This is a genomic window from Lysobacter claricitrinus (assembly GCF_045866565.1).
In the GTDB taxonomy this organism is placed as follows: Bacteria; Pseudomonadota; Gammaproteobacteria; order Xanthomonadales; family Xanthomonadaceae; genus Cognatilysobacter; species Cognatilysobacter claricitrinus.
Window position 1 is genome coordinate 34,442 of the sequence record NZ_BAAFZV010000002.1, and the last position, 26,324, is coordinate 60,765.

Sequence of the window (26,324 nt, forward strand, 5' to 3'; positions counted from 1 at the left end):
ACGTCATGGACGTTCTGCTCGCGATCCTCCTCTACTGGGGGCTGCTCCCCACCTCATCGCCCACGCCTGAGACGCCCGTCGGCACGACGACCACCGCGGTCGCCGACGATCCGGGCGACGGCGGTACCGACATCGCCAAGCCGCGCGCCTGCGGAAACCGCTGCTCGTACTGACGCTTTCGGGCGCGATGACATCCGTCGACGTGCGATTCGCGCGCGACGAAAGGATCACGTGAGGGCCGCGAAGGCGGTCGTCGTCGGCGATGCCATGCCCTGTCGAACCTGCATTCGAGACGTTGTTCGGCGCTCGAAGCGGCAGAGGCTTTTTGGTCCGAGAAGTGCGCGAATCGCGAGGACGCAATAGGCGCGTTGTCGCGACATGGGTTCGTTGTTCGTAGTTCTTGTTTCGTCACGTCACATCCGTCCCGTCGCGGGGCAGACAGGCAGTCGCGGCCTCATGCATCCGTCGACGCTTGCCTACACGACGAGAGCAGTGGTCGGCTCGCTCGAGTCGGCGCCGTAAGAGTGAGCGAACGCCATCGGCGCGCGTGTCGGTCGTTAGTGCGCATCAGTGCGCATTGGTGCGCACTCCGAACACGCGACGCAGGGCAGAGCGCCTCAGGGAATCAGCAACACCTTGCCGAGGGCGCGACGGCTTTCCAGATGCGCGTGCGCCGCGGCGCCGTCCGACAGTGCGAATCGCGAATCGATCGACACGTCCAGGTCGCCGCGCCGCACGGCGTCGAACAATTCCGCGGCGCGGGTGCGGCGATCATGTGCGGTGCGCAGCACGTTCCACAGGTCGCCACCGGTGAGCGTCTTCGAGCCGTCCATCAGCACGCGAGGATCGACCGGCTCCGGGTCGCCGCCCGCCATGCCGTAGAACACGACGGCGCCGCCCGTTCGCACCGCGCGCAGCGAGTCGTGCACCGTGCGGCCGACCGAGTCGAACGCGACATCGATGCCGTTGGCGGCGAAACCCTGCACGCGCGCGATCCAGTCACCGTCGTAGGTCGACGTCGCGTCCGCGCCCGCGCGGCGCGCGGCGTCGCACTTCGCTTCCGTGGATGCGAGCGCGATCACGCGCGCGCCGGCGGCCTTCGCGAGCTGCACCAGCAATTGCCCGACGCCGCCGGCGGCGGCGTGCACGAGCGCGGTGTCGTCGCGCCGTAACGAATAACTGTCGCGGATCAGGTATTGCGCGGTGAGGCCTTGCAGCAACAACGCGGCGGCGGTTTCATGCGGGATGTCATCGGGCAGCGGAATCAGCCGGTCGACATCGACCGCCACGAGTTCCGCATTCGCGAACGGCGCGTCGGCGAACGCCACGCGATCGCCAACCGAAAACGCCGAATCTGCCGGCGCCGAGATGATTTCGCCGGAGCCTTCGTACCCCGCGATCCACGGCGGGTCGCCTGCGAGGTGGTAGTGGCCCTGCCGACGATAGACGTCGGCGAAGTTGAGGCCGATCGCACGCAGTCGCACCAGCGCTTGGCCGGCCGTCGGGATCGGGTCGGCGACATCGCGATAGACGAGGACCTCGGGGCCGCCGAAGCGGTCGAACGTGAGCGCCTTCATGGCGCGTCTCCAATCGGGTACCGCACGCTACACGCCGCGCGCGCCGCCACTGTGCGCATGCGCCGGACACTGCGGCGCATGCGGATCCGGTCAGGCGTTGATGACGCCGAGTTCGCGGCCGATGCGGGTGAACGCATCGATCGCGCGGTCGAGATGCTCGCGCGTGTGCGCCGCCGAGATCTGCGTGCGGATGCGCGCCTGGCCCTTGGGCACGACCGGAAAGAAGAAGCCGATCGCGTAGATGCCTTCCTCGAGCAGGCGCTGCGCGAACTTCTGCGCGAGCGGCGCGTCGTACAGCATCACCGGCGAGATCGGATGCACGCCGGGCTTGATGTCGAAGCCGATCGCGGTCATCCGTTCGCGGAAATAGCGCGTGTTCTCCTGCAGCTGCGTGCGCAGGTCGCCCGCTGCGGCGAGCATCTCGAACGCCTTGATGCCGGCCGCGACAACGTGCGGCGGCAGCGAGTTGGAGAACAAGTACGGACGCGAGCGCTGGCGGAGGAGCTCGATGACTTCGCGCTTCGCGGTGGTGAAGCCGCCGAGCGCGCCGCCCATCGCCTTGCCGAGCGTGCCGGTGATGATGTCGATCTTCTCAAGCACGCCTTTCACTTCAGCCGAGCCGCGGCCGGTCGCACCGAGGAAGCCCGTCGCATGGCATTCGTCGATGTGCACCAGCGCGCCATACTTCGCGGCGAGCGCGGTGATCTCGTCGAGTGGCGCGATGAAGCCGTCCATCGAGAACACGCCGTCGGTGGTGATCATGATCGTACGCGCGCCGTCGGCCTTGGCCTGCTTCAGCTGCGCCTCGAGATCGGCCATGTCGCAGTTGGCGTAGCGGTAGCGCTTGGCCTTGCACAGGCGCACGCCGTCGATGATCGACGCGTGGTTGAGCGCGTCGGAGATGATCGCGTCGTTCTCATCGAGCAGGGGCTCGAACAGGCCGCCATTCGCGTCGAAGCAGGCGGCGTAGAGGATGGTGTCCTCCTTGCCGAAGAAGTCCGCGATCGTCTTCTCGAGGTCCTTGTGCAGATCCTGCGTGCCGCAGATGAAACGCACGCTGGCCATGCCGAAGCCATGCGTATCCAGCGCCTTCTTCGCTTCCGCGATGATGTCCGGATGATCCGCGAGACCGAGGTAGTTGTTCGCGCAGAAGTTCAGCACCGTGCGGCCGTCGGCCAGGGTGATCTCGGCCGACTGCGGCGACGTGATGATGCGTTCGGACTTGAACAGCCCCGCGTCGCGGATTTCGTCGAGGGTGGTGGCGTAGCGCTCGGTGAGGGACATGCGGGTGCGGGCCTCGGAATTGGGGTCAGTCGCTGCTGCTGTCGCTGCAGCTATCGGAATCGGAGCCGCTGTCCGACGATGAGTCATCGGACGAATCGCTGCAGGCGTCGGGTGCGAACGGCGCGTCGTTGGCTTCGTTGGTGTCGTACGGGTTGTCGTACGCGTTCACCGGCACGTAGTCGTCGGAGACGGTGCCTGATGTGCGCGCCCCGTTGTTCGCGTTGCTGGCCAGGTAGAGCCAGCCCGCGATCACGATGACGGCGATCACCACGACGAAGATCATCGGCGTTCCTCGTAGGGCGGGTCTTGACCCGCCGTCACCACGGAGAGGCGGGTCGACGCCCGCCCGACGTCAGTTCCAGCTCAGGACGATCTTGCCGCTCTTGCCGGCTTCCATCAGGTCGAAGCCCTTCTGGAACTCTTCGACGGGCAGCTGATGCGTGAGCACCTTTCCGAGCGGGAAACCCGACAGCACGAGCTGCGTCATCTTGTACCAGGTCTCGTACATGCGACGGCCGTAGATGCCGTGCAGCGTGAGGCCCTTAAAGATGATCTTGTCCCAGTCGGCGCCGGCGCCCTTGGGCATGATGCCGAGCATCGCGATCTTGCCGCCGTTGTACATACAGTCGAGCATGTCATTGAACGCGCGCGGGTTGCCCGACATCTCCAGGCCGACGTCGAAGCCCTCCATGTGGAGATCCTTCATGACGTCCTTGAGCAAGGTATTCGACACGTTGACCACGCGCGTCGCGCCCATGTCGGCGGCGAGCTTGAGTCGGTAGTCGTTGACGTCGGTGACGACGACGTTGCGCGCGCCGATGTGCTTGCAGATGCCGGCGGCGATGATGCCGATCGGGCCGGCGCCGGTGATCAGCACGTCCTCGCCGACCACGTCGAACTCCAGCGCGCAGTGCGCGGCGTTGCCATAGGGATCGAAGAACGCGGCGAGTTCGCTCGGGATCTGGTCCGGGATCGGCCACAGGTTCGACGCCGGCATCACGATGTATTCGGCGAACGCGCCATTGCGGTTCACGCCGATGCCGACCGTGTTGGGGCAGAGATGCTGCTTGCCCGCGCGGCAGTTGCGGCAGTGGCCACAGACGATGTGTCCTTCCGCCGACACGCGCTGGCCGACCGTGTAGCCGGTCACGCCGGTGCCGAGCGCGGTGATGCGGCCGACGAATTCATGGCCGATGACCAGGCCCGGCTTGATCGTGCGCTGGCTCCACTCGTCCCACATGTAGATGTGCAGGTCGGTGCCGCAGATCGCGGTCTTCTCGAGCTTGATCAGCACCTCGTTCGGGCCCGGCACAGGCACCGGCACCTCTTCCATCCAGATCCCCTTGGCGGCTTCGCGCTTCACGAGGGCGCGCATCGTCTGCGCGGGCAGGGGGACGGTGACGGTGTCGGACATGCTCGAAAGGCCTGCGACGCGCGGCGCGCGATGGGTCGCGAATTATACGGAGGACGACCTGAAGGCCCCGCGGTTTGCGACGGCCGGACTGCTGCCGCTATGGTCGGCGACCGATCGAAGGGAAGTCCTCCATGCGCCGCCGTCTGCTCGCCACCGCCCTGTCCCTGTCCATCGCCCCGGCCGTCGCGTCGGAAGGCATGTGGATGCCGTCACAGCTGCCCGACCTGGCGCCGCAGCTCAAGGCGGCCGGCTTCGAAGGCGACCCCGCCGCGCTGGCCGACCTCACGCGGCCGCCGCTGAGCGCGGTCGTGAAAGTGGGTGGCGCGACCGGCGCCTTCGTCTCCAAGGACGGCCTGGTGCTCACCAACCACCACGTGGCGTTCCCGGTGATCCAGTACAACAGCCGCGCCGACCGCGACCTGATCGGCAACGGCTACGTCGCCACGACGCGCGGCGACGAACTGCCCGCCGCGCCCGACTACCGCGTGCTGGTGACCACCGGCTTCGACCGCATCACCGACCGCATCCTCGCCGGCGCCAAGGGCAAGCATGGCCGCGCGTACTTCGACGCCGTCGACGCCGCCACCAAGGCGGCGATCGCCGACTGCGAGCGCGAGGCGGGCATGCGCTGCAGCGTCGCCAACATGTACTACGGCACCGACTTCTACCTGATCCGCCAGCTCGAGCTGCGCGACATCCGTCTCGTGTACGCGCCGCCGGATTCCATCGGCAACTACGGCGACGAGATCGACAACTTCGTCTGGCCGCGCCATTCCGGCGATTTCACCGTGCTGCGCGCCTATGTCGGCCGCGATGGCAAGCCGGCCGACTACAGCCCCGACAACGTGCCCTACAACCCGCCGGCGCATCTGCAGGTGTCGACGCGCCACGTTGGCGAAGGCGATTTCGCCATGCTTGCGGGCTATCCGGGCATCACCTATCGCCATCGCATGGCCAGTGAATTCGTCCAGCAGATCGATTGGCAGCTGCCGACGCGCGTGGCGCTGAGCCAGGGCGTGATCGACACCATCGACAAGGCCGCGGCGACGCCCGAGTCGCACGTGCTCTACGCCGCGCAGCTGCAGAGCCTGAAGAACACGCTCAAGCGCGCGCAGGGCGAACTCGACGGCCTGCGTCGAAGCGATGCCGCCACGGTCCGCCGTGATGACGAAACTCGGATGCTCGCGTGGCTCGCGAAGCAGCCGTCGGCCGCGGCAACGCGCACCGACATCGCCGCCGTGCAGAAACTGCTCGACCAGGCCGCCGTGGTGCGCGACCGCGACCAGCTGCTCGGCATGATCCGTTCGCAGACCCAGTTGTTGCGCGCGGCGATCACCGTGCAGCGCCTTGCCCACGAACGTACGAAGCCGGACGCCGAGCGCGAACTCGGCTACCAGCAACGCGACGAAGCGCTCGTCACCGCACAGCTCAAGCAGGTGCAGCGGCGCTTCGATCCCGTGGTCGAGAAGGCGGTGCTCACCTATCTCCTGACGCAGTACCAGGCGCTGCCGGCGGCACAGCATGTCGCCGAAGTCGATGCCGTGTTCGGTCGCACGCCCGAGGAGCTGCGCACGCGGCTCGACGCGCTGTACACGGGCACGAAACTCGGCGACGAGGCCACGCGCCTCGCCACGATGTCCCGCGATGCCGCCTCGCTCGCCGGCGACAGCGATCCGCTGCTGCGCGCCGCCTCGACGCTGCAGCCCGCGCTGTTGCGCATCGAGGATGAAGCCAAGGCGCGTGACGGCGAACTGCTGCGCCTGCGGCCGTCGTACATGGCCGCGCTGATCGCCTACCGCAAGTCGCAGGGCCGCGCCGTGTATCCCGACGCCAACTCCACGCTGCGCGTGAGCTACGGCAACCTGCGTGGCATGGATGCGCGCGACGGCGTTCACTACGTCCCGGTGACCACCGTGGCGGGCATCGTCGAAAAGCACACCGGCGTGAAACCATTCGACGCGCCCAAGCCGCTGCGCGACGCGATCGCCAAGGGCGATTTCGGAACGACCGTCGATCCCACGCTGAAGACGCAGACGGTCGACATCCTCACCGACCTCGACACCACCGGCGGCAATTCAGGTTCGCCCGTGCTGGATGCGAACGGCAATCTCATCGCATTGAATTTCGACAGCAATTGGGAAGCGGTCAGCGCCAGCTGGATGTACGACCCACGCTACAAGCGCGCCATCCACGTCGACATGCGCTACATGCGCTGGCTGATGGCGAAGGTGTATCCCGCGCCGCAGCTGCTCGCGGAGATGGGGCTTCCCGCCGAATGAACACGCGGTGCGCGACGCGATGCTGTGACGCGCGTCAAGCGCGTCCTCGCGCGTGCATTGGCTAGACTCGACCGTCCAGAAATCGAACACCGGAGCACCCATGCGCATGCATCGACTCGCCATCGCCACGTTCGCCGCGCTCGCGGCCCTCTCAACGAGCGCGGTCGCGGTCGAAGGCATGTGGGTGCCGCAGCAGTTGCCGGAAATCGCGACGCCGCTGAAGAAGGCGGGGCTGAAGCTCGATGCGCGCCAGCTCGCCGATCTCACCGGCGACCCGATGGCCGCGGTGGTGTCACTCGGTGGCTGTACGGCCAGCTTCGTGTCGCCGCAGGGCCTGGTCGTCACCAATCACCACTGTGCGTACGGCGCGATCCAGCTCAACTCGACGGCGCAGAAGAACCTGATCGAAACGGGCTTCAACGCACAGACGCCGGGTGACGAACTCTCCGCCGGCCCGAACGCGCGCATCTACGCGCTCGATTCGATCCAGGACGTGACGAAGACGGTGAAGGCCGCGATCGCCGCGTCGCCGGATGCGCTCGGTCGCACCACCGCGCTCGACGCGATCGAGAAGAAGCTGGTCGCCGACTGCGAAGCGCCCACCGGCTATCGATGCCGCCTGTACAGCTTCGCCGGCGGCAACACCTATCGCCTGTTCAAGAACCTCGAGATCAAGGACGTCCGCCTCGTCTACGCGCCGCCGCGCAGCGTCGGCAACTACGGCGGTGAAGTCGACAACTGGATGTGGCCGCGCCACACCGGCGACTTCTCGTTCTATCGCGCCTACGTCGGCAAGGACGGCCGGCCCGCCGCCTACGCTGCGGACAACGTGCCGTACCGGCCGAAGCATTTCCTCAAGCTCGCCGACAAGCCGCTGGGCGACGGCGACTTCGTGATGGTGGCCGGCTATCCCGGCAGCACGAGCCGTTACGCGCTCGCCAGCGAATTCGACGCCACCGCGAACTGGACGTATCCCACCGTCGGACGTCATTACAAGAACCTCGTCGCGCTGGTCGACAACGGGGGCCGTCGCAATCCGGACATCGGCGTGAAGTACGCGGCAACGGTGCGCAGCTGGCAGAACGCGCTGAAGAATTACGATGGCCAGCTGGAAGGTTTCCGTCGCATCGACGCCGGTACGCGCAAGCATCGCGAGGAAGACGCGGTGCTTGCATGGCTGCGCGGACAGGGCTCACGCGGCCAAGCGGGGCTCGCCGCGCACGACCGCCTCGAACAGATTGGCGAGGAGGCACGCGCGCATCGCGAGCGCGACCTAGTGTTCGGCCAGCTGCGCAGCACCGGCGTTCTTGGCGCCGCCATGCAGATCTATCGCACTGCGGTCGAGCGGCAAAAGCCGGACGTGGAACGCGAAGCCGGCTACATGCAGCGCGACATGCCGTCGCTGGAGGGCGCGATGCGGCAGATGGAGCGGCGCTACCAGCCCCAGATGGATCGCGAGCTGATCGGCTACTGGCTGCGCGAATACACGAAGCTGCCGGCCAGCGAACACATCGCGTCGGTCGACAAATGGCTGGGCGGCACCGACGCGAAGGCCGTCGATCGCGCGCTGGATCGCCTCGCGAAAACGCGGCTCGGCGATACGCAGATGCGTGTCGGCTTGTTGAGCACGGACCGCAGCGCGCTCGAGAAGTCGAAGGATCCGGCGATCCAGTTCGCGGTCGCGGTGATGCCCGACGTGCTGCGTCTGGAAGAGGAAGCGAAGACGCGCGCGGGTGATGCGCTCGTCGCGCGTCCGGAATTCCTGCAGGCGCTGGCCGACTACCGGAAGGCGCACGGGCAGGCGGTATATCCCGACGCGAATTCGTCGTTGCGCATCACCTACGGCCACGTGACGGGTTACACCAAGCCGGACGGCTCGAAGCAGCCATCGTTCACCACGCTCGAGCAGGTTGCGCAGAAGGCGACGGGCAAGGAGCCATTCGACGCACCGCAGGTCGAACTCGATGCCATTCGTGCGAAGAACTACGGCGGACTCGCGGACAAGCGCCTCGGCACCGTACCGGTGAATTTCCTGTCCGATCTCGACATCACCGGTGGCAATTCGGGCTCGCCGGTGCTCGACGCGCAGGGCAGGCTGGTCGGCCTCGCCTTCGACGGCAACTGGGAGTCGGTGAGCAGCAACTGGGTGTTCGACCCGGCGATGACGCGGATGATCGCCGTCGACCAGCGCTACATGCGCTGGATCATGCAGGAGGTGGCGCCGGCGCCGCAGCTGCTGCAGGAACTCGGCGTTCCCGAACGCAAGTGATCGCGCGTTCCTGACGAAAAAAGGCCGGCGTCGATCGCCGGCCTTTTCGTTTCGCGACGCCGGTTGTTTACGCGTCGGGCAGCGTGTAGTCGAACGTGTAGAAGTGTTCGCCGCCGGTGATGTCGATCTTCATCGTGCCGCGCAGGCCTTCAAGTTCGCCGCCGCCCGAATCGGGCACCACGTCGATGCGCAGCGACGGTTGGCCGCGGTCCATCACGCCGAAATGCATGAGCGCGAAGTCACCGCTGCGGCCGTCGAGCGAGCCGTCGACGCGTTCGACCGCGACGTAACCCGCCGAGCCGTCCACCTCGGTGCCGACCGCGAGCATGTGCACCACGCTCGTGGCCTGCAGCGGGCCTTCGAAGTCCTTGTCGATGCGGAAGTGCATCGCCTTCACGTCGTCGCCCAGGTCCAGTGGCGACTGCGGCGTGCGTTTCACTGCAAAGCGGCCGTGTGCGACGGGCATGGCGATCTCCGCGTTGATGTTGGATGCCGATCATGGCCGCGACGCCGCCGGTCGGCCAGCGCTTGTCGACGAACGCGCGTCTGCTAGGCTCCAACCCGTCGCGGATTCCCATGCCAGCCGGCCCCGTCTCCCGACCGCACCACGCATGCCTTCGCGCATGCACGCAGCACCGCATCACCGTCGCATCCCTCCGGGCATGCACGACGGCCGGCTGGCAAGGCATTCCGCGCATCCCTCATTCAAGGAGCGCGACGACGATGCGAGTGCTGGCATGCGATGGAATCCATGACGACGGCCTGAAACTGTTCCGCGACGCGGGATGGGACGTGACCGTCGCGCCCGAGCCGATCAAGGACTCCGACGCACTCGCGCGCGCGCTCGTCGATGTCGACGCCGTGCTGGTGCGCTCGGCGACCAAGGTGCCGTCGGACGCGCTCATCCAGGCGACAAAATTGAAAGTGATCGGCCGCGCCGGCGCGGGTGTCGACACCATCGACGTCGACGCCGCCACCGCGCGTGGCATCGCAGTGATGAATGCGCCGGACGGCAACACCCTCGCCGCTGCGGAGCACGCGATCGCGCTTCTATTCGCACTCGCGCGCCACATTCCGCGCGCCGATGCCGGCATGAAGGCCGGGCAATGGCCGAAGGCGGGGCTTACCGGCTTCGAGCTCGAAGGCAAGCGCCTGGGCGTGATCGGACTCGGCCGCATCGGCAGCACCGTCGCGCGCAAGGCGCGTGGCATCGGCATGGAAGTCGCCGCGTATGACCCGTTCCTTCCTGCATCCGCGGCGGGCAAGGGAAGCGTGCCGCTGATGACGCTCGACGATCTGCTCGCGTGGGCCGACATCGTCACGCTACACATTCCGCGCACCAAGGAAACGACCAACCTGCTGTCCGAAGCGCGGATGCGCGCGATGAAGCCGGGCGCGATGTTGATCAACGCGGCCCGCGGCGGCCTGGTCGATGAAGCCGCTTTGCTGCGCCTGCTAGACGAAGGCCATCTGGCCGGCGCCGCACTCGATACGTTCGTCACCGAGCCGCTGCAGGAAGACTCGCCGCTTCGCAACAATCCGAACGTCGTGCTGACGCCGCATCTGGGTGCGTCGACGAGCGAAGCGCAGCAGGCGGTGAGTACCATCCTGGCGCGACAGATCATCGATTTCGTCGAGACCGGCGCGGTGGCGGGCTGCGTCAACCTGCCGCCGCTCACCGCGGAAGCCGCGCGCGAAGTCGGGCCGTGGATGCCGTTGATGACTGCGCTTGGTCGCGTTGCGTCGCGCCTGGTTCCCGCACCGACGCGCCTGCATATCCGCTATGCCGGCCGCACTGAAGGCCTCGACACGCGACCGTTGACGCGACTGCTCGTGTCGTCCCTGCTCGGCGCTGCATCGGGCCGCGTCACCCCGGTCAATGCGCTGCAGGAGGCGACAGCGCGCGGGCTCGAGGTGTCGGAGACGATCGGTGGCGAAGGCGACGGCTACGACCGCCTGGTGCGGCTGACGATCGAGGGCGACAACGCCGGACGCGCCGTGCGGCGCGAGATCGACGCCACCCTGCATCGCGCGCCACGCGTCGTCGCGCTCGACGGCGTCGAGATCGAATTCGATCCGCTTGCCCACGTCCTGCTGATGCGCAACGAGGATCGTCCCGGCATGGTCGGCACGGTCGGTTCGCAGCTCGGCGCTGCCGGCATCAACATCATCAGCTTCGCGCTCGGTGCGGCGGGCGACGGGTATGCGCGCGCCGCGATCACCATCGACCGCGAGATCGACGAATCGCAACTCGACGTGCTGCGCGCCACGCCCGGCGTGTTCTCGATCCAGCAGGTCTGACGCATGAAGATCATCCTTGCCCGCCACGGCGAAACGCCGTGGAACGCCGAGGGCCGCTACCAGGGCCAGGTCGACATTCCGTTGTCGCCGGTCGGAGAAGCGCAGGCCGAAGCGTTGGCGCTGCGGCTGCGCGACGTGCCGATCGCGCGCGCGGTCGCGTCGCCGCTGTCGCGCGCGAAGAGCACCGCGGAGATCGCGCTCGGCGATCGCGCACCGATGCTCGGCAGCGATGCAGGGCTGATGGAGATCGCGCACGGCGAATGGGAGGGCCTGCTCGCGAGCGAGATCCGCGATCGCGACGGCAAACGGCTGATGGCATGGCGCGATGCGCCCCACGAGGTGCTGATGCCGCAGGGCGAGTCGCTGCAGCAGGTGCTCGATCGCGCGTGGCCGGCGTTCGCGCGCGCCTGCGACGGACTCGGCGCGGACGACACGCTGCTGGTCGTCGCCCACGATGCGGTCAATCGCGTGCTGCTGTGCCGGGTGCTCGGCCTGCCGCTCGCGAATCTCTGGCGATTCCGGCAGGCACCGACGACGGTGAACCTGCTCGAAGGCGCGGACGCCGACCACCTCGACGTCGTCCGCCTCAACGACAGCAGTCACCACACCGCACTGTTCGGCGAGGCCGTGCATCGCGCGCTGTAGGGGCGGTTCGACCCGCCTCTGCGTGCGTTCGAACAGTGGCGGGTCGAGACCCGCCCTACAATTCGCGCATGACGTCCGAACTCGATCTCTGGCTGGCCCGCCTCGAAAAGCAGCATCCGCGCAGCGTGGATCTGGGTCTCGACCGCATCCGCGCCGTGCACGAGCGGCTGGGACTGACGCGGCCGGCGCCGGTAGTGATCACCGTCGGCGGCACCAACGGCAAGGGGTCGACGGTGGCGTTCATCGAGGCGATCGCGCGCGCGCAGGGGCTGCGCGTCGGGGCGTACACGTCGCCGCACCTGCTGCGCTACAACGAGCGCATCCGCATTGACGGTCGTGACGCGGACGACGCTTCGATCGTCGAAGCATTCGAAGCGATCGAGGCCGCGCGCGGCGATACCACGCTGACGTACTTCGAGGTCGGCACGCTGGCGGCGTTGTGGCTGCTCGAACGCGCGTTGCTTGATCTCGCGATCCTCGAGGTCGGGCTCGGTGGACGTCTCGATGCAACGAATCTCGTCGATGCCGACGTCGCGGTGATCACCACCGTCGACATCGACCACACCGACTGGCTCGGGCCGGACATCGAATCGATCGGTTTCGAAAAGGCGGGCATCGCGCGCGCGTGGAAGCCGCTGGTGCTGGGCGACGACGATCCGCCGTCGAGCGTGCTGCGCCATGCGTATTCGATCGGCGCGAATGCGCTGCGGATCGGCTGCGACTTCTTCGTCGATGCGAACGACGGCGGCGACACATGGCGTTGGCGTGCGGTCGGCGAGCAGTACGACCTGCCGCGCCCGGCACTCGCCGCGCCGTCGCAACTTCGCAATGCGGCGGTCGCGATCGCGGCGCTGCGGGCGAGTCCGTTGGAGATCGACGAGCGCGCGATCGCCGAAGGCGTGGCGAACGCGCGTATCGCCGCACGGTTGCAGCGCGTCGAACGCGGCGGCGTCGAATACGTCGTCGACGTCGCGCACAACCCGCAGGCGGCGCGCGAACTCGCGGCGTGGCTGGCGCGGACGCCGGCGAACGGGCGGGTGATCGCGCTGTTCGCGGCATTGGGCGACAAGGACGCGGCAGGCGTGGTCGGCGCGCTCGCGACCGGCGTCGACGCCTGGCACATCGCTGGGCTTCCGGGGCACGGGCCACGCGCGGTCGAGGTCGATGCGTTCGCCGAACGTCTCACCGATACGGTCGCTTCGACCGCGACGCCGTGGCCCGACGTCGCGTCCGCGATCGCGGGGATCGACGCGCACACGGGCGATCGTGTCCTGGTGTTCGGCTCGTTCCACACCGCGGCCGACGCACTGCGGTCGCTTGCCGCGGGAGCGACCGGCGGCTGAACGGAACAGCGTCGGCCGGGGTCGCCGGGAGTCGACGCGTATAATTCGCCGCGACAAGGCGGGCCGCCCCCGCCGCATGCGGACGCGATGGAACCTGCCCTGAAACAGCGGCTGCTCGGCGCGGCGGTGCTCGTCGCCCTGGCAGTGGTCTTCCTGCCCCTCCTCGTGATGGATCCCGCGCCCGACAGCGGCGCATCGCGCGTTCCGCTCAAGGTGCCGCCGGCCCCCGAGGCGGCGAGCGGCGACACCCGCACGCTCGACCTGCCGCTGGCGCCGGAGCCGACCGGCAGGCCGGTGCTGTCGGCGCCGGTCGAGGCTGGTGTCGGCGCGCCCGAGGCCGCGTCCGTCGCGCCACCGCCGGCGACGCCCAGTACCGCCGCCGGCAACTACGCAGTCAATTTCGGCAGCTATGCGACCGAGTCCGACGCGGCGCGCGTGATCGGCGCGCTCGGCGCGGCGCATCTGCCCGCCTACCAGGAACCGGCGCCGCTGGGCCTGCGCACCGTCCACCGCGTGCGCATCGGCCCCTTCGCGACGTCCGCCGACGCCGAAGCCGCGCGCCTCGCCGCGGGCCGCGTGCGCAGCGACGTCAACGCCAAGGTGGTCGTGCTCGACGCCGACACCGCGACACCCGCGAAAGCAGTCGCGACGACTACCGCGCCCGCGTCGACGCAACAGGCCGTCACCGCGACGCCGCTGCCTGCCGCACCGGCAACGCCCGCGCGCGCAACGCCGTCGCCCGATAACGCGACGACCACCGTGGCAGCCGGCACGCAGCGACCCGCCTCGGCCGCCAGTGCGCCACCGAAGCCCTCGGCACCGCCTACGCCGCCGCCTGCGCCGCCTGCATCCACGGTCGTCGCGACGTCCGCGCCCGCCGCGGCCAACGTCGGCTTCGCCGTGCAACTCGGCGCATTCGCCGACGCCGCGGAAGCGGCGCGCATGCGCGATCGCGCGCGCGCCGCCGGCTTCGCCGCGTTCATCGAGAAGGTCCACACCGATCGCGGCGACCTGAACCGCGTGCGGGTCGGCCCGGTACCCGATCGTGCGGCCGCCGATGCGCTGCGTTCGCAGGTCGCTGCGAAGGTCGGCGTGAGCGGCATCGTCCGCCCGCATCCCTAGCGATGAGTTCGCTCGACTGGCTGCTGCTCGCGATCCTCGGCGTTTCGGCGCTGACGGGCCTGATGCGCGGCTTCGTCGGCGTGGTTGCGTCGTTCGCGGCGTGGTTGCTGGGCGGTAGCGCGGCGCTGTTGCTCGGCGGTGGCGTCGCGCGCGCCATTGCAGGCCGTGCCGACCCGACGCCCGTGCAACTGCTCGCCGGTTACGGCATCTGTTTCGTGGCGACGTCGATCGCCGTGGCGATCGTCGCCTTCCTCATGCGACGCGCGCTCAAGGCCGCTGGCCTGGACGGCGTCGATCGCATGCTGGGGCTCGCGATCGGCAGCCTGCGAGGCATCGCGATGGCGTGCGCGGTGGTGCTGCTGCTCGGCTTCACCGCGATCCCGCGCCAGCGGCCGTGGCAGGCGTCCGCGCTGGTGCCGCTTTTCAAGCCCGGTGCGCGTTGGATGTCGACGTGGCTGCCGGTATGGGCGCGCGAGCGAATCGACCTCGACGGCGCCACGCCCGCTCGAAACCTCCCGGAACCGCCCCCATTACCGGGGCTTCCCGTCTGATCTTCTGCAGGACATCGAATCATGTGCGGCATCATCGGAATCGTCGGCCAAAGCGACGTCGCGGGTCAGCTCTACGACGGGCTGACCGTGCTCCAGCATCGCGGCCAGGACGCTGCCGGCATCGCCACCGCCAGCGGCTCGAAGATCCGCGTGCACAAGGGCAACGGGCTCGTCAGTGACGTGTTCGACGAGGCGTCGATGCAGCTGCTGCAGGGACACTTCGGCATCGGCCATTGCCGCTATCCGACCGCGGGCAGCGCGGGTTGTGACGAAGCACAGCCGTTCTACGTCAACTCGCCGTACGGCATCGCGCTGGCGCACAACGGCAACCTCATCAACACCGACGCGCTGCGTCGCGAGGTGTTCGAGCAGGACAAACGCAACGTCAACACCGAGTCCGACTCGGAGGTGCTGCTCAACGTGTTCGCGCACGAACTCGACGTGCAGGGCGTGCTCTCGCCGGAGTCGATCTTCAAGGCGATCGAGGGCGTGCACCGTCGCTGCGTCGGCGGTTATGCGGTGGTGGCGACCGTGCTCGGGTTCGGGCTCGTCGCGTTCCGCGACCCGCACGGCATCCGCCCGCTGGTGCTTGGCAAGCGCAGCAGCAATGGCCGCGACGAATACGCGGTCGCGTCCGAGTCGGTCGCGCTGGACCTGCTCGGTTTCGACCGCCTGCGCGACGTGCGCCCTGGCGAGGGCGTCGTGGTCACGGCCGACGGCGTGCTGCACACGCGCGCCTGCGCCGAAGAGCGCGCGGCGACGCCGTGCATCTTCGAATACGTGTATTTCGCGCGTCCCGATTCGATGATGGACGACGTGTCGGTGCACAAGGCGCGCATGCGCATGGGCCAGAAACTCGGCGAGAAGATCCTGCGCCTGCGGCCCGGCCACGACATCGACGTCGTCATCCCGATTCCCGACACCTCGCGCGATGCCGCGCTGGAAATCGCCAACGTGCTCGGCGTGAAGTACCGCGAGGGCTTCATCAAGAACCGCTACGTCGGCCGCACCTTCATCATGCCGGGGCAGGGCGAGCGCGCGAAATCGGTGCGTCGCAAGCTCAATCCGATTCCGCTGGAATTCCGCGGCCGCAACGTGTTGCTGGTCGACGACTCGATCGTGCGCGGCACCACCTCCAAGCAGATCGTGCAGATGGCGCGCGATGCGGGTGCCGCGAAGGTGTACCTCGCATCCGCGGCGCCGCCCGTGCGGTTCCCGAACATCTACGGCATCGACATGCCGTCGGCCGACGAACTCGTCGCGCACGATCGCACCGATGATGAAGTGCAGGAGTTGCTGGGTTGCGACTGGCTGATCTACCAGGACCTGTCCGACCTGGAAGAAGCGGTGTCCGGACCGAAGCACCGCATCGACGCGTTCGATTCGTCGTGCTTCAACGGCGACTACGTGACCGGCGTCGAACCGGGTTACTTCGAGCGCATCAAGCAGCTGCGTTCGGACGCCGCCAAGCAGGCGCGGAAGGTGGCGTGACATGAAGTCGTTGCAGCTGGCGATGATTCCCGACGACGAGAACGGCGACGTGCTGCGCGCGATGGTCGAGGACGGCGACGACCTGACCATTCCGCGCGACATCGATTTCCACCTCGTGTTCGGCGAGAACGACGCCTCCAGAGCATTCACCGACGCCGCGAACCGTCTGCCGGACTTGCTGGTCACTGCGCCGGCAGTCGACGAGGAAGGGATCTGGCAGGTCGTCGTCACCCGCCACATGGCGGCGAAGCACGCCGACATCACCAAGCTGGAACACGACCTGACGGTGCTGGCCGAATCGTTCGGCGGCTATCCGGATGGCTGGGAGTGTTCGCGCGCCGCCGGCCCCGAGCTCGAAGACGACGCGGACGCGTGATGGCCGGCGACCTGCACGCCGCGGCGCTCGGCTGCCTGCGCGCGGCGACGCCTGACGACAAGGTCGCGCGCACGTTCGAGGTGTTCGCGCGCTTCGAGCGCGGCGAACTCGCGCCTCGATCCGATTCGCCCGCACCCGGGCCCATCGAAATGCCGGGTCGTCCCGATCGACCCAGGCTCGTTCCTGCGCGCGACCTGCCCAAGCGCGGTTTCGGCACGACGGAAGGCCTGGCCGCGTTCGTGCACGCGATCGCACACATCGAATTCAATGCGATCGACCTCGCTTGGGACGCCGTCTATCGCTATCGCGACATGCCGGCGCCGTTCTACGCGGACTGGGCATCGGTCGCGAACGACGAAGCGCGCCACTTCACGATGTTGCGCGCGCGGCTGCGCGAACTCGGTTTCGACTACGGCGACTTCGACGCGCATAACGGCCTGTGGGAAATGGCCGAGAAGACCGCGCACGATGGGCTGGCGCGAATGGCGCTGGTGCCGCGCGTACTCGAAGCGCGCGGGCTCGACGTCACGCCGGCAATGATCGTGAAGCTGCGCCAGCGCGGCGACGACGCGACCGCCGACATCCTCGAAGCGATCCTGCGCGAGGAAGTGGGGCACGTCGCCGCGGGAAGCCGATGGTTCCGCTGGCATTGCACGCAGCGCGGGCTGGAGCCGCAGGCGACGTTCAAGTCGCTGCTGGGCGAGTACGCACGTGCGGTGCTCTACGGGCCGTTCAATCGCGAAGCGCGGCTGGAAGCAGGCTTCGATGCGGAAGAACTGGCGTCACTGGAAACGCTCGCGAACTGATCGTGCCCTCCGCGCTACGCGAGGCCTTCCAGCTCCACGCGATCACCGTCCACGCGCAGCACCGATCCGTGGTCGTACCAGTCGCCGAGAACCACGCGCCTGCACGCGCGTCCGCCGACATCGAGCGCGTGGATCGCCGGGCGATGCGTGTGGCCGTGGATCATCAGGTCGACGCCGTAGCGCGCGAAATATTCGTCGACCGTCGACGGCGCGACGTCCGTAATCGTTTCCATCGTGCCGGCGTTCTTCAGCGCAGCCTGTGCATCGCGGCTCTGCGCGCGTGCGTGCTGCGCGAACGCGATGCGTGCGGCGAGCGGTTGTGACAGGAACTGCGCTTGCCATTTCGGATCGCGCGTCTGTGCACGGAACGCCATGTAGCCGGTGTCGGCAGTGCACAGCAGGTCGCCGTGCAGGATCAATGCGGGGCGACCTTCGAGCATCACCATCGACGGGTCCTGCACGATCGTCATGCCGGCGCGGCGTGCGTAGTCGTCGCCGAGCAGGAAGTCGCGATTGCCGCGGATGAAATACGCAGGCGTGCCCGTGTCGACGAGTTCGCGCAGTCCGCGCGCGACGGCGTTGCCGACGTCCGACGGATCGTCATCGCCCACCCAGGCCTCGAACAGGTCGCCGAGGATGTACAGCGCGTCCGCACCGCGGGCCTCGTCATGCAGGAAGCGCAGGAACAGGTCGGTGACCTGCGGGCGTTCGGCGTCGAGGTGCAGGTCGGAGATGAAGAGCGTGGTCATCGCCGCATTGTAAGAGCGGGGCGGCGATGGGCCGGCACGCCAGGCCGCGGCATAACGCGTGGCGAAGCCACCGCCGGCCGCCACGATTGCGACGCGCCGCACGTCCCGGATGCGTACCGCGTGCCATGCCGATCCGCGGGCGTATAGTCGGGCCACCGGTCACGGCCTCAGGGGGGGGCGGTCGGTATGCGGATTCAGGACAACACGGGCGACGCCTGCGTCGAGGTTCGCGCATGAGTCGCGGCTACTTCGCGTTCGTGCGGCGCGATGCCGAACGTCGCTACCACGCGACGCTGCCCGACTTTCCGGGTTGCAGCGCAGAGGCGGACCGCCTGCCCGCGCTGACGCAGGCGATCCGCGAGGCCGTGCAGGCCGAGGCACGCAGCAGCGGCTGGCCGACGCCGACCCGGTTGGAAGCGTTGCCGCGGCAGCCCGACGACCACGAGGGCTACTGGCTGATGGTCGAGATGTCCGCCGCGGGCTGAACGGGCACGTTGACGGCAGGCGTAAAATCACGGGTCCCACGTCCGTCGAGCCGCCGCATGACCAGCCGTACCCGCTTCGCGCCCAGTCCTACCGGGTACCTCCACATCGGCGGCGCCCGCACGGCGCTGTACTGCTGGCTGGAGGCGCGTCGGCGCGGCGGCGAATTCGTCCTGCGTATCGAGGACACCGACCGCGAGCGCAGCACGCAGGCCGCGATCGACGCCATCCTCGAAGCGATGGAGTGGCTCGGCCTGAACTACGACGAAGGCCCGATCTACCAGACGCAGCGTCTCGACCGTTATCGCGAGGTCGCCGAGCAGCTCGTCGCGGCCGGCAAGGCGTACTACGCGTACGAAACCAAGGACGAACTCGAGGCCATGCGCGAGAAGGCGATGGCCGCGGGCGAGAAGCCGCGCTACAGCGGCGCCGCACGCGACGCGAATCTTCCGTATCGCGACGATCCGAATCGCGTGATCCGCTTCCGCAATCCGCAGGACGGCACGGTCGCGTGGGACGACAAGGTCAAGGGCCGCATCGAGTTCGCCAACAGCGAGCTCGACGATCTTGTGATCTTCCGTTCCGATGGCTATCCCACCTACAACTTCGCGGTCGTCGTCGACGACATCGACATGCGCATCACCGACGTGGTGCGCGGCGACGACCACGTCAACAACACGCCACGCCAGATCAACATCTACGAAGCGCTCGGCGCGCCCGTGCCGCACTTCGCGCACCTGCCGATGATCCTCGACGAGCAGGGCGCCAAGCTGTCCAAGCGCACCGGCGCGGCGGATGTCATGCAGTACCGCGAGAACGGCTACCTGCCGCACGCGCTGCTCAACTATCTGGTGCGACTGGGTTGGTCGCATGGCGACCAGGAGATCTTCTCGATCGAGGAACTCACGCGCCTGTTCGATCTCAAGGACGTCAACGCCAAGGCGTCGCGACTCGATTCGCAGAAGCTCGGCTGGCTCAACCAGCAGTACCTCAAGAGCGACGAACCGTCGGATGTCGCGAAGCATCTCGTCTGGCACCTCGAGCAGCACGGGTACGACCTGTCGAAGGGCCCGGCGCCGGCCGACATCGTCATCGCCATGCGCGATCGCGTGCAGACGCTCAAGGACATGGCGGAGCGTGCCGCGGTGTGGTTCCAGCCGCTCACGGCGTACGACGATGCGGCGGTCGCCAAGCATCTCAACGCTGCTGCGCGCGCGCCGCTGGACGAAGCGCGCTCGCGCCTGGCGCAACTCGCCGCGTGGACGCCCGACGCGATCCACGCGACGCTGAACGAGGTTGCTGCCGCATGCGATGTCGGCATGGGCAAGGTCGCGCAGCCGTTGCGCGTCGCGATCACCGGCACGCAGGTGAGCCCGGACATCGCGCACACCATCTACCTTGCCGGCCACGACGAAGCGCTGCGTCGCATCGACGCAGCGCTTGCGAAGCTGCCGGCGGAAGCCTGAGACCGACATGGCGCACCACGACACCTGCACCGATCCGCGCCACCACGTCCACACGGGCGATGCATTCGTCGCGCAGGTCGAGCGTGCGTGCGAGGAGCGCGGCCTGCGCCTGACGCCGTTGCGCGCAAGTGCGCTGCGGCTGATCGCCGACGCCGAGCGTCCGCTCAAGGCCTACGAGCTGCTCGAGCTGATGAAGGCGACGCACGAAGGCGCGGCGCCGCCGACGGTGTATCGCGCGCTCGACTTCCTGCTCGAGCACGGCTTCATCCACAAGCTGTCGTCGATCAACGCGTTCGTCGGCTGCCATCACCCCGGCGGCGCACAACACGCGGTGCCGTTCCTGATCTGCGACCGCTGCCACGCGGCGACCGAACTCGAGGACGAGCAGATCGTCGACGCGCTCGACAGCCGCGCACGCGCGCTCGGTTTCGCCCCGCGCGCGCAGACACTGGAAGTCCACGGCCTGTGCGCCGACTGCGCCGCGAAGCCCGACGCAGCCTGAATCCCCTGACTTCCGGGCTATTGAGGAACCGGCCGGAGGGTCCGTAACGTAATGTTATAACCTTCCGCAAACCGGACCCGGCGGCAATGACGAAAACCCTCTTGGCCTTGGCACTTGCTGGCGCGCTCGGCACCGCCCATGCGGCCGATGGCGTGTCCCAGGCGCAATTCAAGGCGCTGCAGGCGCGGATGGCGCAGCTCGAAGCCGAAACCAAGGCCGCCCGGGCCGAGGCCGAGCAGGCGCATGCCGAGGCGCAGGCCGCTCGCGCCGAACTCGCCAGGCTGCAGGGCGCGTCTGCAGGCACGGCCGTCGCGGCGGCTCCGTCCGCGAACACGGCGCCGGCCGCCGATGCGTCACCGGCTGCACCGGCGACGAGCGATGCATCCGCCACGTCCGATCTCGCCGCGAACGACGACCTCGCCGCGCCCGATGACAGCGCGTCCAACCCGCCTGCCGCGGCGGCGCCCGCCGCCGACTCGGTTGCGAGCACCGACGCAGGCGCGGGCGGTTCGAACCCGAACGCCTTCAACCCGGCGATCTCGATCATCCTCAACGGCAGTTACACGCATCACTCACTCGATCCGGCGAATTACATGCGCGCGGGCTTTCCGCTCGTCGATGGCGCCGGCCCCGCGCCCGACGGTTTCTCCCTCGGCGAAAGCGAAGTCTCCTTCGCCGCGAACATCGACGAGAAGTTCTACGGCCAGCTCACGCTCACGGCCGAAAGCGAAGGCGGGCAGGACCACATCGGCGTCGAGGAAGCCTTCATCGACACCACTGCGTTGCCGGCCGGCTGGAACGTGCGCATGGGCCGGTTCTATTCGAACATCGGCTACCTCAACAGCCACCACGCGCACACCGACAACTTCTTCGATCGTCCGTTGCCGTACCAGGCGTTCCTGGGCAACCAGTACGGCGACGACGGCGTGCAGGTGCGTTGGGTCGCGCCGACGTCGTTCTTCCTAGAGCTCGGTGGCGAGGCGTTCCGCGGCGAGAGTTATCCGAGCGCGGGCGCAGGTCACGGCGGCGTCGGTACCAAGACGCTGTTCGCGCACGTCGGCGGCGACGTCGGCGAGGAGAACGAATGGCTCGCGGGCGTTTCCGCATTGCGCTCGAGCGCGGTCGCGGGCGAGGACGGCTTCACCGGCGACGGCACGCTCTACATCGTCGATGGCACGTGGAAGTGGGCGCCCCAAGGCAACTTCAAGGACGGCGGCCTGACCCTGCGCAGCGAATATTTCCTCGATCATCGAGACGGCAGCTTCGCCGATCCCGTCGATCCGACGCTCGCGTTCGATTGGGCCGGCGACCGTCGCGGCGCATACGCCGAAGCGGTGTATCGACTCAATCGCCAGTGGGACGTCGGCTATCGCTTCGATCGCCTGTGGTCGGCCAGCGAAGGCCCGCTTGCGAGCGACAGCGATCCGACGCGACACACGATCGAAGCCACCTGGCGCAACAGCGAATTCAGCCTGTTCCGCCTGCAGCTGAGCCATGACAAGCCGAATGCGACGGACACGGACAATGCCGTGACCGTGCAGTACCAGACCAGCCTCGGCGCCCACGGCGCCCACAAGTTCTGAGGAATCGAACGATGAAGTCCCTGCTGATGTCCGCGGTCCTGCTTGCTGGCGCCGTCGCTGCGCCGGCGCAGGCCAAGATGCGCGTCTTCGCCTGCGAGCCCGAGTGGGGTTCGCTGGTGCACGAGCTGGCCGGCGACAAGGTCGACGTCGACGTCGGCACGTCCGCGCTGCAGGACGTGCACGTCATCGAAGCCAAGCCGAGCCTGATCGCGAAAGTGCGCGCGGCCGACATGGTGGTCTGTACCGGCGCCGAGCTCGAAGTGGGCTGGCTGCCGCAGCTGATCCGCCAGTCCGGCAATGCGAAGGTCGCGTCGGGCGCGGGCTATTTCATGGCCGCGTCGCAGGTGAAGACGCTCGAGAAGCCGACCGCGCTCGATCGTGCGAACGGCGACGTGCACCCCGACGGCAACCCGCACATCCAGATGGATCCGCGCCGCGTGCTGATCGTCGCGCAGCGCCTCGATGCACGCCTCGCGCAGCTCGATCCGTCGAACGCCGCGGCGTACCAGCAGAACCTCGCGAACTTCCAGACGCGCTGGACTGCCGCGATGGTGCGCTGGAAGGCGCAGGCCGCGCCGCTCGCGGGCCGCAAGGTCGTCGTGCACCACATCAGCTGGGTCTACCTGTGGGATTGGCTCGGCATGCAGCAGATCGGCGCGCTGGAACCCAAGCCCGGCGTGCCGCCGACCAGCGCGCACCTCGCGAGCCTGATCGCGACGACCAAGTCGGCGAACACGCTCGCGATCGTCCGCGCCGCGTACCAGGATCCGAAGCCGGCCGACTGGCTGGCCGAGCGCACGGGCGTCAAGGCGGTGACGTTGCCGCTCACCGTCGGCGGTGACGCGCAGTCGAAGGATCTGTTCGGCCTGTTCGACTCCACCATCTCCAAGCTGCTGCAGGCCGCCAAGTGACGCTGAACTGGGAAGGGCTCGACCTCAGCATCCTCGGCCCGGCGTGCGCCGCGGGCCTGATCGTCCTGTCGACGCACGTGCCGCTCGGTCGGCAGGTGCTGTCGCGCGGGATCATCTTCATCGACCTCGCGATCGCGCAGATCGCGGGGCTCGGCGTGATCCTCGCGCAGTTCCTCGGCATCGATGAACACGGCTACGGCGTGCAGTTCGCCGCAGCCGCGGCCGCGCTGCTCGGCGCGGGCCTGCTGTCGTGGACCGACAAGCGCTGGCCGCAGTACCAGGAGCCCTTGATCGGCACGCTGTTCGCGCTGGCGGCGACCGGCGGCCTGTTGCTGCTCGCCAACAACCCGCAGGGCGGCGAGCACCTCAAGGACCTGCTGGTCGGGCAGATCCTGTGGGTGAGTTACGCGCAGCTGATTCCGGCGCTCGTACTGTCCGTCGTGCTGCTGGCCTTCATGTGGCTGCGCCATGGCCGGCTCACCGGGCTGACGTTCTACGCGTTGTTCGCACTGGCGATCACCGCGTCTGTGCAGCTGGTCGGCGTCTATCTCGTGTTCGCCAGCCTGATCGTGCCGGCGCTCGCGACCGCGGGCATGACGGGCAAGCGTCAGCTCGTCGCGGCGTACGCGATCGGCATCGGCGGCTATGTGCTCGGGCTCGGGCTGTCGGCGGTGCTCGACCTGCCGAGCGGCGCGCTCATCGTCTGGATGCTCGCGGCTTGCGCGCTGGTCGCGCAGGCGGTGCCGGCGATCCGTCGCGGCCACCGCGAAGGCGCGGCCGCCGCCGCAGCGCATTGACGGGTCGTTCGCGACGCAATGTTATAGTGTTCCAAATGGCCGCCTCTCCTCCACGCGCGACCCCGCACGTCCGGTCGATGCCGTTCCTTGACCGGATCGGCGCGACCGGCTCGCTGCTGTGCGCGATCCACTGCGCCCTGCTGCCGGTGCTGATCGCGCTGCTTCCGTCGCTCGGGCTGGCCGCGTGGCTGGACGACGACTTCGAGCTCGGCTTCGTGCTGTTCGCGAGCGCGCTTGGCCTGTACAGCCTGGTCCGCGGTTACCGCCGTCACCACGCGGTCCGCGCACTGCGACTGCTGGTGCCCGGGCTGGCCGCCCTGTGGCTCGGCGTGCTGTACGCGCCGCTGCACACGTCCGCGGTCGCGCATGCCATCTCGATGACCATCGGCGGCACGCTCGTGGGCTTGGCGCACGTCACGAATCTGCGCCTGCAGAGCGTCCACAACGACACCTGCTGCGCGCCCTGACGGGCCGGCCGGCGCGCCCGCTGTGCTAGGCTTCGCAGCCTCGCGCCAAGCGCGCGATCCCTCACGCGGCTCGTCCGCGGGCCCGCACTCGCGGCGCCGACGTTTCAATCTCAGATTCCAGGAGCATCACGATGGGTAAGGGCGACCGCAAGACCGCCAAGGGCAAGCGCTACAACTCCAGCTACGGCAACGCGCGTTCGAAGTCGACCGCCGTGTCGACGGGCGCGACCGCTGCGCCGGTCGCGAAGAAGGCGACCAAGACTGTGGCCAAGGCGCCGGCGACCAAGAAGGTCGCGGTGAAGAAGGCTGCGTCGAAGGAGTAAGCACCGGCCCGCCCGGATGCACGAAAAGCCCCGCTAGAGCGGGGCTTTTTCGTTCCAGTGAATCGACGGTCCGAAGCGCGCTACAAGGATTCGAAGAACCGCCACATCAGCTCGTTCGCCGAGATGGCCTGCGACGCCGGCTCGCCGCGATCCTTGTGCCCACCGGGCCAGGAATGCGCGCCGGTTTCAGTGACGCACAACTGCACCTTCGCGCCGCCTGCGCACGGCGCGCGCAGCTCGCAGTACGCGCCGGGCACGCTCAGCACGCGACGCGCCGGCGTGCTGCACCCGTCGTGTCGCGACCATTGTTCGATCGTCGCAGGCACCGAAGTGAATTCGGTGACCATCGACCGGTCGCGGAACGCGTCCGGCCCGGCGCCGCCGTCGAACAGCACGTGGTCATCGTCGCGGGCGTGGAAGTGCGCGATCGAGACCGGTCGCGATGGCGTGCAATGCGTCGTGTTGTCGGTCCCGGCGACCGGCGCGATGGCGCGGAAGACGTCGGCGGCGTCGCAAGCGAGCCGGTAGGCCATCAGTCCACCGTTCGACATGCCGGTCGCGTAGACGCGCGATCGATCGACGTCGACTTGGTGTTCGACGTTGTCGACGACCGCGCGGATGAAGCCCACGTCGTCGACGCGGCGATCGCGCGCGGCGCCGCAGCACCGACCCGCATTCCACGTCGCGAGGCGCCCGCCAGGCATGCGGCTGAAACCATTCGGGAACACCGCGATGAAGCCATGCGCTTCCGAGGCGGTGATCAGCCCGTACTTCGAATCATCCGCCTGCCAGTCCATGTCGCCACCACCGCCGTGGAGCGCGACGAGCAACGCCGTCGGATGCCCCGGTCGATAGCTGCGCGGCACATGCACGCGGTACATGCGCGTGATGCCGTCGTGCTGGATGTCGTAGCGGTAGTCGCCGGGCGCGACCAGCCGCGCGCGTGGGTCGCCACCGCGAACCATCGCCGCATCGGCCTGACGCTGCGCGGCCCGGGCGCGCAGGATTTCGGCGAATCGGCCGCCGCGCGCCTGCGCGAACACGTCCGCGGCGACGACGAGCAGGAGGACGATCGCGACGTAACGCCAGCGGTGCATGGCGGCTCGGGTGAGTGGGGACCCTCGACGCCAACGCACCGTCGCGCAGACGGTTGACGCTCAGTGCGCGGTGCCGACGAACGTCCTCGCCAGCTCGACGAGCACGGCGATGTCGGTCGACTTGCTGAGCACGCGGCAGCCGTAGCGTTCCTCGATGCCGCGCGTCTCGGCGTCGTACGACAGCGCGGTCAGCACCGTGACCGGCGGATGCGGGCCCGCCGCGTCGAGTACCTGCAGGAACTCGCGGCCGCCCATCACCGGCATCACGAGGTCGAGCACGATCCATGCAGGCTCCGGCTCGCCGGAAAGCAGGTCGAGCGCATCGCGTCCGTTGTCGGCCAGCGTCACGTCGAGGCCCTGCGCCCCGAGCAGTTCGCCAAGCGCTGCGCGGATATCCGGGTTGTCCTCCACGATCATCACGCGCGGCGTCATGGCGGCCTCCTTCCTGCGGAGACTGGCCGGCGGTTCCTTCGGTCGCCGTGAAGCCG

27 protein-coding genes are annotated in these 26,324 nt (G+C 68.3%); 19 read left to right on the forward strand and 8 right to left on the reverse strand.

The annotated features are described in order from the left end of the window. The first annotated feature begins 5 nt into the window (after positions 1 to 5). On the forward strand, positions 6 to 173 hold the full coding sequence (locus ACKTTN_RS04765) for a hypothetical protein (protein ID WP_407908747.1): 168 nt from the start codon (positions 6 to 8) through the stop codon (positions 171 to 173). A 444-nt stretch (positions 174 to 617) separates the two neighbouring features. Here the strand turns inward: ACKTTN_RS04765 and ACKTTN_RS04770 are convergent, their stop codons facing one another. From ACKTTN_RS04770 to tdh, 4 genes are all read right to left on the reverse strand, one after another. After that, the gene (locus ACKTTN_RS04770; RefSeq protein WP_407908748.1) at positions 618 to 1,577 is read right to left on the reverse strand and encodes a quinone oxidoreductase family protein; all 960 of its coding nucleotides are present in this window, start codon (positions 1,575 to 1,577) and stop codon (positions 618 to 620) included. A 90-nt stretch (positions 1,578 to 1,667) separates the two neighbouring features. Beyond that, entirely contained in the window at positions 1,668 to 2,861 is a 1,194-nt protein-coding gene (kbl, locus tag ACKTTN_RS04775) for a glycine C-acetyltransferase (protein WP_407908749.1), read from the reverse strand. 25 nt (positions 2,862 to 2,886) lie between these two features. Further along, positions 2,887 to 3,144, reverse strand: coding sequence for a hypothetical protein (locus ACKTTN_RS04780; RefSeq protein ID WP_407908750.1), 258 nt, complete (start codon positions 3,142 to 3,144; stop codon positions 2,887 to 2,889). A gap of 69 nt (positions 3,145 to 3,213) precedes the next feature. Beyond that, positions 3,214 to 4,236, reverse strand: a complete 1,023-nt coding sequence (tdh, locus tag ACKTTN_RS04785) for an L-threonine 3-dehydrogenase (protein ID WP_407910010.1) — start codon at positions 4,234 to 4,236, stop codon at positions 3,214 to 3,216. A gap of 170 nt (positions 4,237 to 4,406) precedes the next feature. On the opposite strand from tdh, the gene ACKTTN_RS04790 reads away from it, so the two are divergent. Together ACKTTN_RS04790 and ACKTTN_RS04795 are read left to right on the forward strand one after the other, a co-directional pair. Then, complete coding sequence (locus tag ACKTTN_RS04790; protein WP_407908751.1) at positions 4,407 to 6,554, forward strand: S46 family peptidase; 2,148 nt, start codon at positions 4,407 to 4,409, stop codon at positions 6,552 to 6,554. Between the two features lie 178 nt (positions 6,555 to 6,732). Then, positions 6,733 to 8,823: a S46 family peptidase gene (locus ACKTTN_RS04795; protein ID WP_407910011.1), complete on the forward strand. Its 2,091-nt coding sequence runs from the start codon at positions 6,733 to 6,735 to the stop codon at positions 8,821 to 8,823. A gap of 67 nt (positions 8,824 to 8,890) precedes the next feature. On the opposite strand, the gene ACKTTN_RS04800 is transcribed toward ACKTTN_RS04795, so the two are convergent. After that, positions 8,891 to 9,289, reverse strand: a complete 399-nt coding sequence (locus ACKTTN_RS04800; protein WP_407908752.1) for a DUF3224 domain-containing protein — start codon at positions 9,287 to 9,289, stop codon at positions 8,891 to 8,893. Between the two features lie 257 nt (positions 9,290 to 9,546). On the opposite strand from ACKTTN_RS04800, the gene serA reads away from it, so the two are divergent. The 8 genes from serA (at position 9,547) to ACKTTN_RS04840 (ending at position 17,458) form a co-directional block, all read left to right on the forward strand. Continuing rightward, on the forward strand, positions 9,547 to 11,124 hold the full coding sequence (gene serA / locus ACKTTN_RS04805; RefSeq protein ID WP_407908753.1) for a phosphoglycerate dehydrogenase: 1,578 nt from the start codon (positions 9,547 to 9,549) through the stop codon (positions 11,122 to 11,124). Positions 11,125 to 11,127: 3 nt separating this feature from the next. Further along, complete coding sequence (locus ACKTTN_RS04810) at positions 11,128 to 11,769, forward strand: histidine phosphatase family protein (RefSeq protein WP_407908754.1); 642 nt, start codon at positions 11,128 to 11,130, stop codon at positions 11,767 to 11,769. Positions 11,770 to 11,837: 68 nt separating this feature from the next. After that, positions 11,838 to 13,112 (forward strand): bifunctional tetrahydrofolate synthase/dihydrofolate synthase, encoded by a 1,275-nt coding sequence (gene folC / locus ACKTTN_RS04815; RefSeq protein ID WP_407908755.1) that lies wholly within the window; start codon positions 11,838 to 11,840, stop codon positions 13,110 to 13,112. A gap of 87 nt (positions 13,113 to 13,199) precedes the next feature. After that, entirely contained in the window at positions 13,200 to 14,234 is a 1,035-nt protein-coding gene (locus tag ACKTTN_RS04820; RefSeq protein ID WP_407908756.1) for an SPOR domain-containing protein, read from the forward strand. A 2-nt stretch (positions 14,235 to 14,236) separates the two neighbouring features. After that, entirely contained in the window at positions 14,237 to 14,785 is a 549-nt protein-coding gene (locus tag ACKTTN_RS04825) for a CvpA family protein (RefSeq protein WP_407908757.1), read from the forward strand. Positions 14,786 to 14,806: 21 nt separating this feature from the next. Further along, positions 14,807 to 16,276, forward strand: coding sequence for an amidophosphoribosyltransferase (purF, locus tag ACKTTN_RS04830; protein ID WP_407908758.1), 1,470 nt, complete (start codon positions 14,807 to 14,809; stop codon positions 16,274 to 16,276). Position 16,277: 1 nt separating this feature from the next. Next, positions 16,278 to 16,652 carry a ribonuclease E inhibitor RraB gene (locus tag ACKTTN_RS04835; protein WP_407908759.1) on the forward strand — a complete coding sequence of 125 codons (375 nt, stop codon included), beginning with the start codon at positions 16,278 to 16,280 and terminating at the stop codon, positions 16,650 to 16,652. Next, a complete protein-coding gene (locus ACKTTN_RS04840; protein ID WP_407908760.1) occupies positions 16,652 to 17,458 on the forward strand; it encodes a ferritin-like domain-containing protein in 807 nt (268 codons plus the stop codon). Before ACKTTN_RS04835 ends, ACKTTN_RS04840 begins: the two co-directional genes overlap by 1 nt. A 14-nt stretch (positions 17,459 to 17,472) precedes the next feature. Here the strand turns inward: ACKTTN_RS04840 and lpxH are convergent, their stop codons facing one another. After that, entirely contained in the window at positions 17,473 to 18,207 is a 735-nt protein-coding gene (gene lpxH, locus ACKTTN_RS04845; protein WP_407908761.1) for a UDP-2,3-diacylglucosamine diphosphatase, read from the reverse strand. A gap of 233 nt (positions 18,208 to 18,440) precedes the next feature. Here lpxH and ACKTTN_RS04850 point away from each other — a divergent pair, with 233 nt between their 5' ends. The 8 genes from ACKTTN_RS04850 (at position 18,441) to ACKTTN_RS04885 (ending at position 24,739) form a co-directional block, all read left to right on the forward strand. After that, positions 18,441 to 18,692, forward strand: coding sequence for a type II toxin-antitoxin system HicB family antitoxin (locus ACKTTN_RS04850; RefSeq protein ID WP_407908762.1), 252 nt, complete (start codon positions 18,441 to 18,443; stop codon positions 18,690 to 18,692). Positions 18,693 to 18,749: 57 nt separating this feature from the next. Continuing rightward, positions 18,750 to 20,156: a glutamate--tRNA ligase gene (gltX, locus tag ACKTTN_RS04855; protein ID WP_407908763.1), complete on the forward strand. Its 1,407-nt coding sequence runs from the start codon at positions 18,750 to 18,752 to the stop codon at positions 20,154 to 20,156. Between the two features lie 7 nt (positions 20,157 to 20,163). After that, positions 20,164 to 20,658: a transcriptional repressor gene (locus ACKTTN_RS04860; protein WP_407908764.1), complete on the forward strand. Its 495-nt coding sequence runs from the start codon at positions 20,164 to 20,166 to the stop codon at positions 20,656 to 20,658. An 86-nt stretch (positions 20,659 to 20,744) separates the two neighbouring features. Next, positions 20,745 to 22,241: a hypothetical protein gene (locus ACKTTN_RS04865; protein WP_407908765.1), complete on the forward strand. Its 1,497-nt coding sequence runs from the start codon at positions 20,745 to 20,747 to the stop codon at positions 22,239 to 22,241. A gap of 11 nt (positions 22,242 to 22,252) precedes the next feature. After that, positions 22,253 to 23,152, forward strand: coding sequence for a metal ABC transporter substrate-binding protein (locus ACKTTN_RS04870; RefSeq protein ID WP_407908766.1), 900 nt, complete (start codon positions 22,253 to 22,255; stop codon positions 23,150 to 23,152). After that, a complete protein-coding gene (locus ACKTTN_RS04875; protein ID WP_407908767.1) occupies positions 23,149 to 23,949 on the forward strand; it encodes a metal ABC transporter permease in 801 nt (266 codons plus the stop codon). The genes ACKTTN_RS04870 and ACKTTN_RS04875 overlap by 4 nt, the downstream gene beginning before the upstream one ends. A 77-nt stretch (positions 23,950 to 24,026) precedes the next feature. After that, positions 24,027 to 24,416, forward strand: a complete 390-nt coding sequence (locus tag ACKTTN_RS04880) for a MerC domain-containing protein (protein ID WP_407908768.1) — start codon at positions 24,027 to 24,029, stop codon at positions 24,414 to 24,416. A 131-nt stretch (positions 24,417 to 24,547) separates the two neighbouring features. Beyond that, on the forward strand, positions 24,548 to 24,739 hold the full coding sequence (locus tag ACKTTN_RS04885; protein WP_407908769.1) for a 30S ribosomal protein THX: 192 nt from the start codon (positions 24,548 to 24,550) through the stop codon (positions 24,737 to 24,739). 80 nt (positions 24,740 to 24,819) lie between these two features. Here the strand turns inward: ACKTTN_RS04885 and ACKTTN_RS04890 are convergent, their stop codons facing one another. After that, entirely contained in the window at positions 24,820 to 25,836 is a 1,017-nt protein-coding gene (locus ACKTTN_RS04890; protein WP_407908770.1) for an extracellular catalytic domain type 1 short-chain-length polyhydroxyalkanoate depolymerase, read from the reverse strand. Between the two features lie 60 nt (positions 25,837 to 25,896). Beyond that, on the reverse strand, positions 25,897 to 26,268 hold the full coding sequence (locus tag ACKTTN_RS04895; RefSeq protein ID WP_407908771.1) for a response regulator: 372 nt from the start codon (positions 26,266 to 26,268) through the stop codon (positions 25,897 to 25,899). Positions 26,269 to 26,324: the final 56 nt, after the last annotated feature.

Excerpts from the sequence above, each read along its gene's own strand:
- ACKTTN_RS04795 (WP_407910011.1), top strand. The coding sequence starts at position 6,733 with ATGTGGGTGCCGCAGCAGTTGCCGGAAATCGCGACGCCGCTGAAGAAG.
- ACKTTN_RS04820 (WP_407908756.1), top strand. The coding sequence starts at position 13,200 with ATGGAACCTGCCCTGAAACAGCGGCTGCTCGGCGCGGCGGTGCTCGTC.
- purF (WP_407908758.1), top strand. The coding sequence starts at position 14,807 with ATGTGCGGCATCATCGGAATCGTCGGCCAAAGCGACGTCGCGGGTCAG.
- ACKTTN_RS04865 (WP_407908765.1), top strand. The coding sequence starts at position 20,745 with ATGACGAAAACCCTCTTGGCCTTGGCACTTGCTGGCGCGCTCGGCACC.
- ACKTTN_RS04895 (WP_407908771.1), bottom strand. The coding sequence starts at position 26,268 with ATGACGCCGCGCGTGATGATCGTGGAGGACAACCCGGATATCCGCGCA.
- lpxH (WP_407908761.1), bottom strand. The coding sequence starts at position 18,207 with ATGACCACGCTCTTCATCTCCGACCTGCACCTCGACGCCGAACGCCCG.
- ACKTTN_RS04880 (WP_407908768.1), top strand. The coding sequence starts at position 24,027 with ATGCCGTTCCTTGACCGGATCGGCGCGACCGGCTCGCTGCTGTGCGCG.
- ACKTTN_RS04890 (WP_407908770.1), bottom strand. The coding sequence starts at position 25,836 with ATGCACCGCTGGCGTTACGTCGCGATCGTCCTCCTGCTCGTCGTCGCC.
- ACKTTN_RS04840 (WP_407908760.1), top strand. The coding sequence starts at position 16,652 with ATGGCCGGCGACCTGCACGCCGCGGCGCTCGGCTGCCTGCGCGCGGCG.
- ACKTTN_RS04790 (WP_407908751.1), top strand. The coding sequence starts at position 4,407 with ATGCGCCGCCGTCTGCTCGCCACCGCCCTGTCCCTGTCCATCGCCCCG.
- ACKTTN_RS04765 (WP_407908747.1), top strand. The coding sequence starts at position 6 with ATGGACGTTCTGCTCGCGATCCTCCTCTACTGGGGGCTGCTCCCCACC.
- ACKTTN_RS04780 (WP_407908750.1), bottom strand. The coding sequence starts at position 3,144 with ATGATCTTCGTCGTGGTGATCGCCGTCATCGTGATCGCGGGCTGGCTC.
- folC (WP_407908755.1), top strand. The coding sequence starts at position 11,838 with ATGACGTCCGAACTCGATCTCTGGCTGGCCCGCCTCGAAAAGCAGCAT.
- tdh (WP_407910010.1), bottom strand. The coding sequence starts at position 4,236 with ATGCGCGCCCTCGTGAAGCGCGAAGCCGCCAAGGGGATCTGGATGGAA.
- ACKTTN_RS04770 (WP_407908748.1), bottom strand. The coding sequence starts at position 1,577 with ATGAAGGCGCTCACGTTCGACCGCTTCGGCGGCCCCGAGGTCCTCGTC.
- ACKTTN_RS04860 (WP_407908764.1), top strand. The coding sequence starts at position 20,164 with ATGGCGCACCACGACACCTGCACCGATCCGCGCCACCACGTCCACACG.
- serA (WP_407908753.1), top strand. The coding sequence starts at position 9,547 with ATGCGAGTGCTGGCATGCGATGGAATCCATGACGACGGCCTGAAACTG.
- ACKTTN_RS04810 (WP_407908754.1), top strand. The coding sequence starts at position 11,128 with ATGAAGATCATCCTTGCCCGCCACGGCGAAACGCCGTGGAACGCCGAG.
- kbl (WP_407908749.1), bottom strand. The coding sequence starts at position 2,861 with ATGTCCCTCACCGAGCGCTACGCCACCACCCTCGACGAAATCCGCGAC.
- ACKTTN_RS04800 (WP_407908752.1), bottom strand. The coding sequence starts at position 9,289 with ATGCCCGTCGCACACGGCCGCTTTGCAGTGAAACGCACGCCGCAGTCG.
- ACKTTN_RS04835 (WP_407908759.1), top strand. The coding sequence starts at position 16,278 with ATGAAGTCGTTGCAGCTGGCGATGATTCCCGACGACGAGAACGGCGAC.
- ACKTTN_RS04825 (WP_407908757.1), top strand. The coding sequence starts at position 14,237 with ATGAGTTCGCTCGACTGGCTGCTGCTCGCGATCCTCGGCGTTTCGGCG.
- ACKTTN_RS04850 (WP_407908762.1), top strand. The coding sequence starts at position 18,441 with ATGAGTCGCGGCTACTTCGCGTTCGTGCGGCGCGATGCCGAACGTCGC.
- gltX (WP_407908763.1), top strand. The coding sequence starts at position 18,750 with ATGACCAGCCGTACCCGCTTCGCGCCCAGTCCTACCGGGTACCTCCAC.
- ACKTTN_RS04885 (WP_407908769.1), top strand. The coding sequence starts at position 24,548 with ATGGGTAAGGGCGACCGCAAGACCGCCAAGGGCAAGCGCTACAACTCC.
- ACKTTN_RS04870 (WP_407908766.1), top strand. The coding sequence starts at position 22,253 with ATGAAGTCCCTGCTGATGTCCGCGGTCCTGCTTGCTGGCGCCGTCGCT.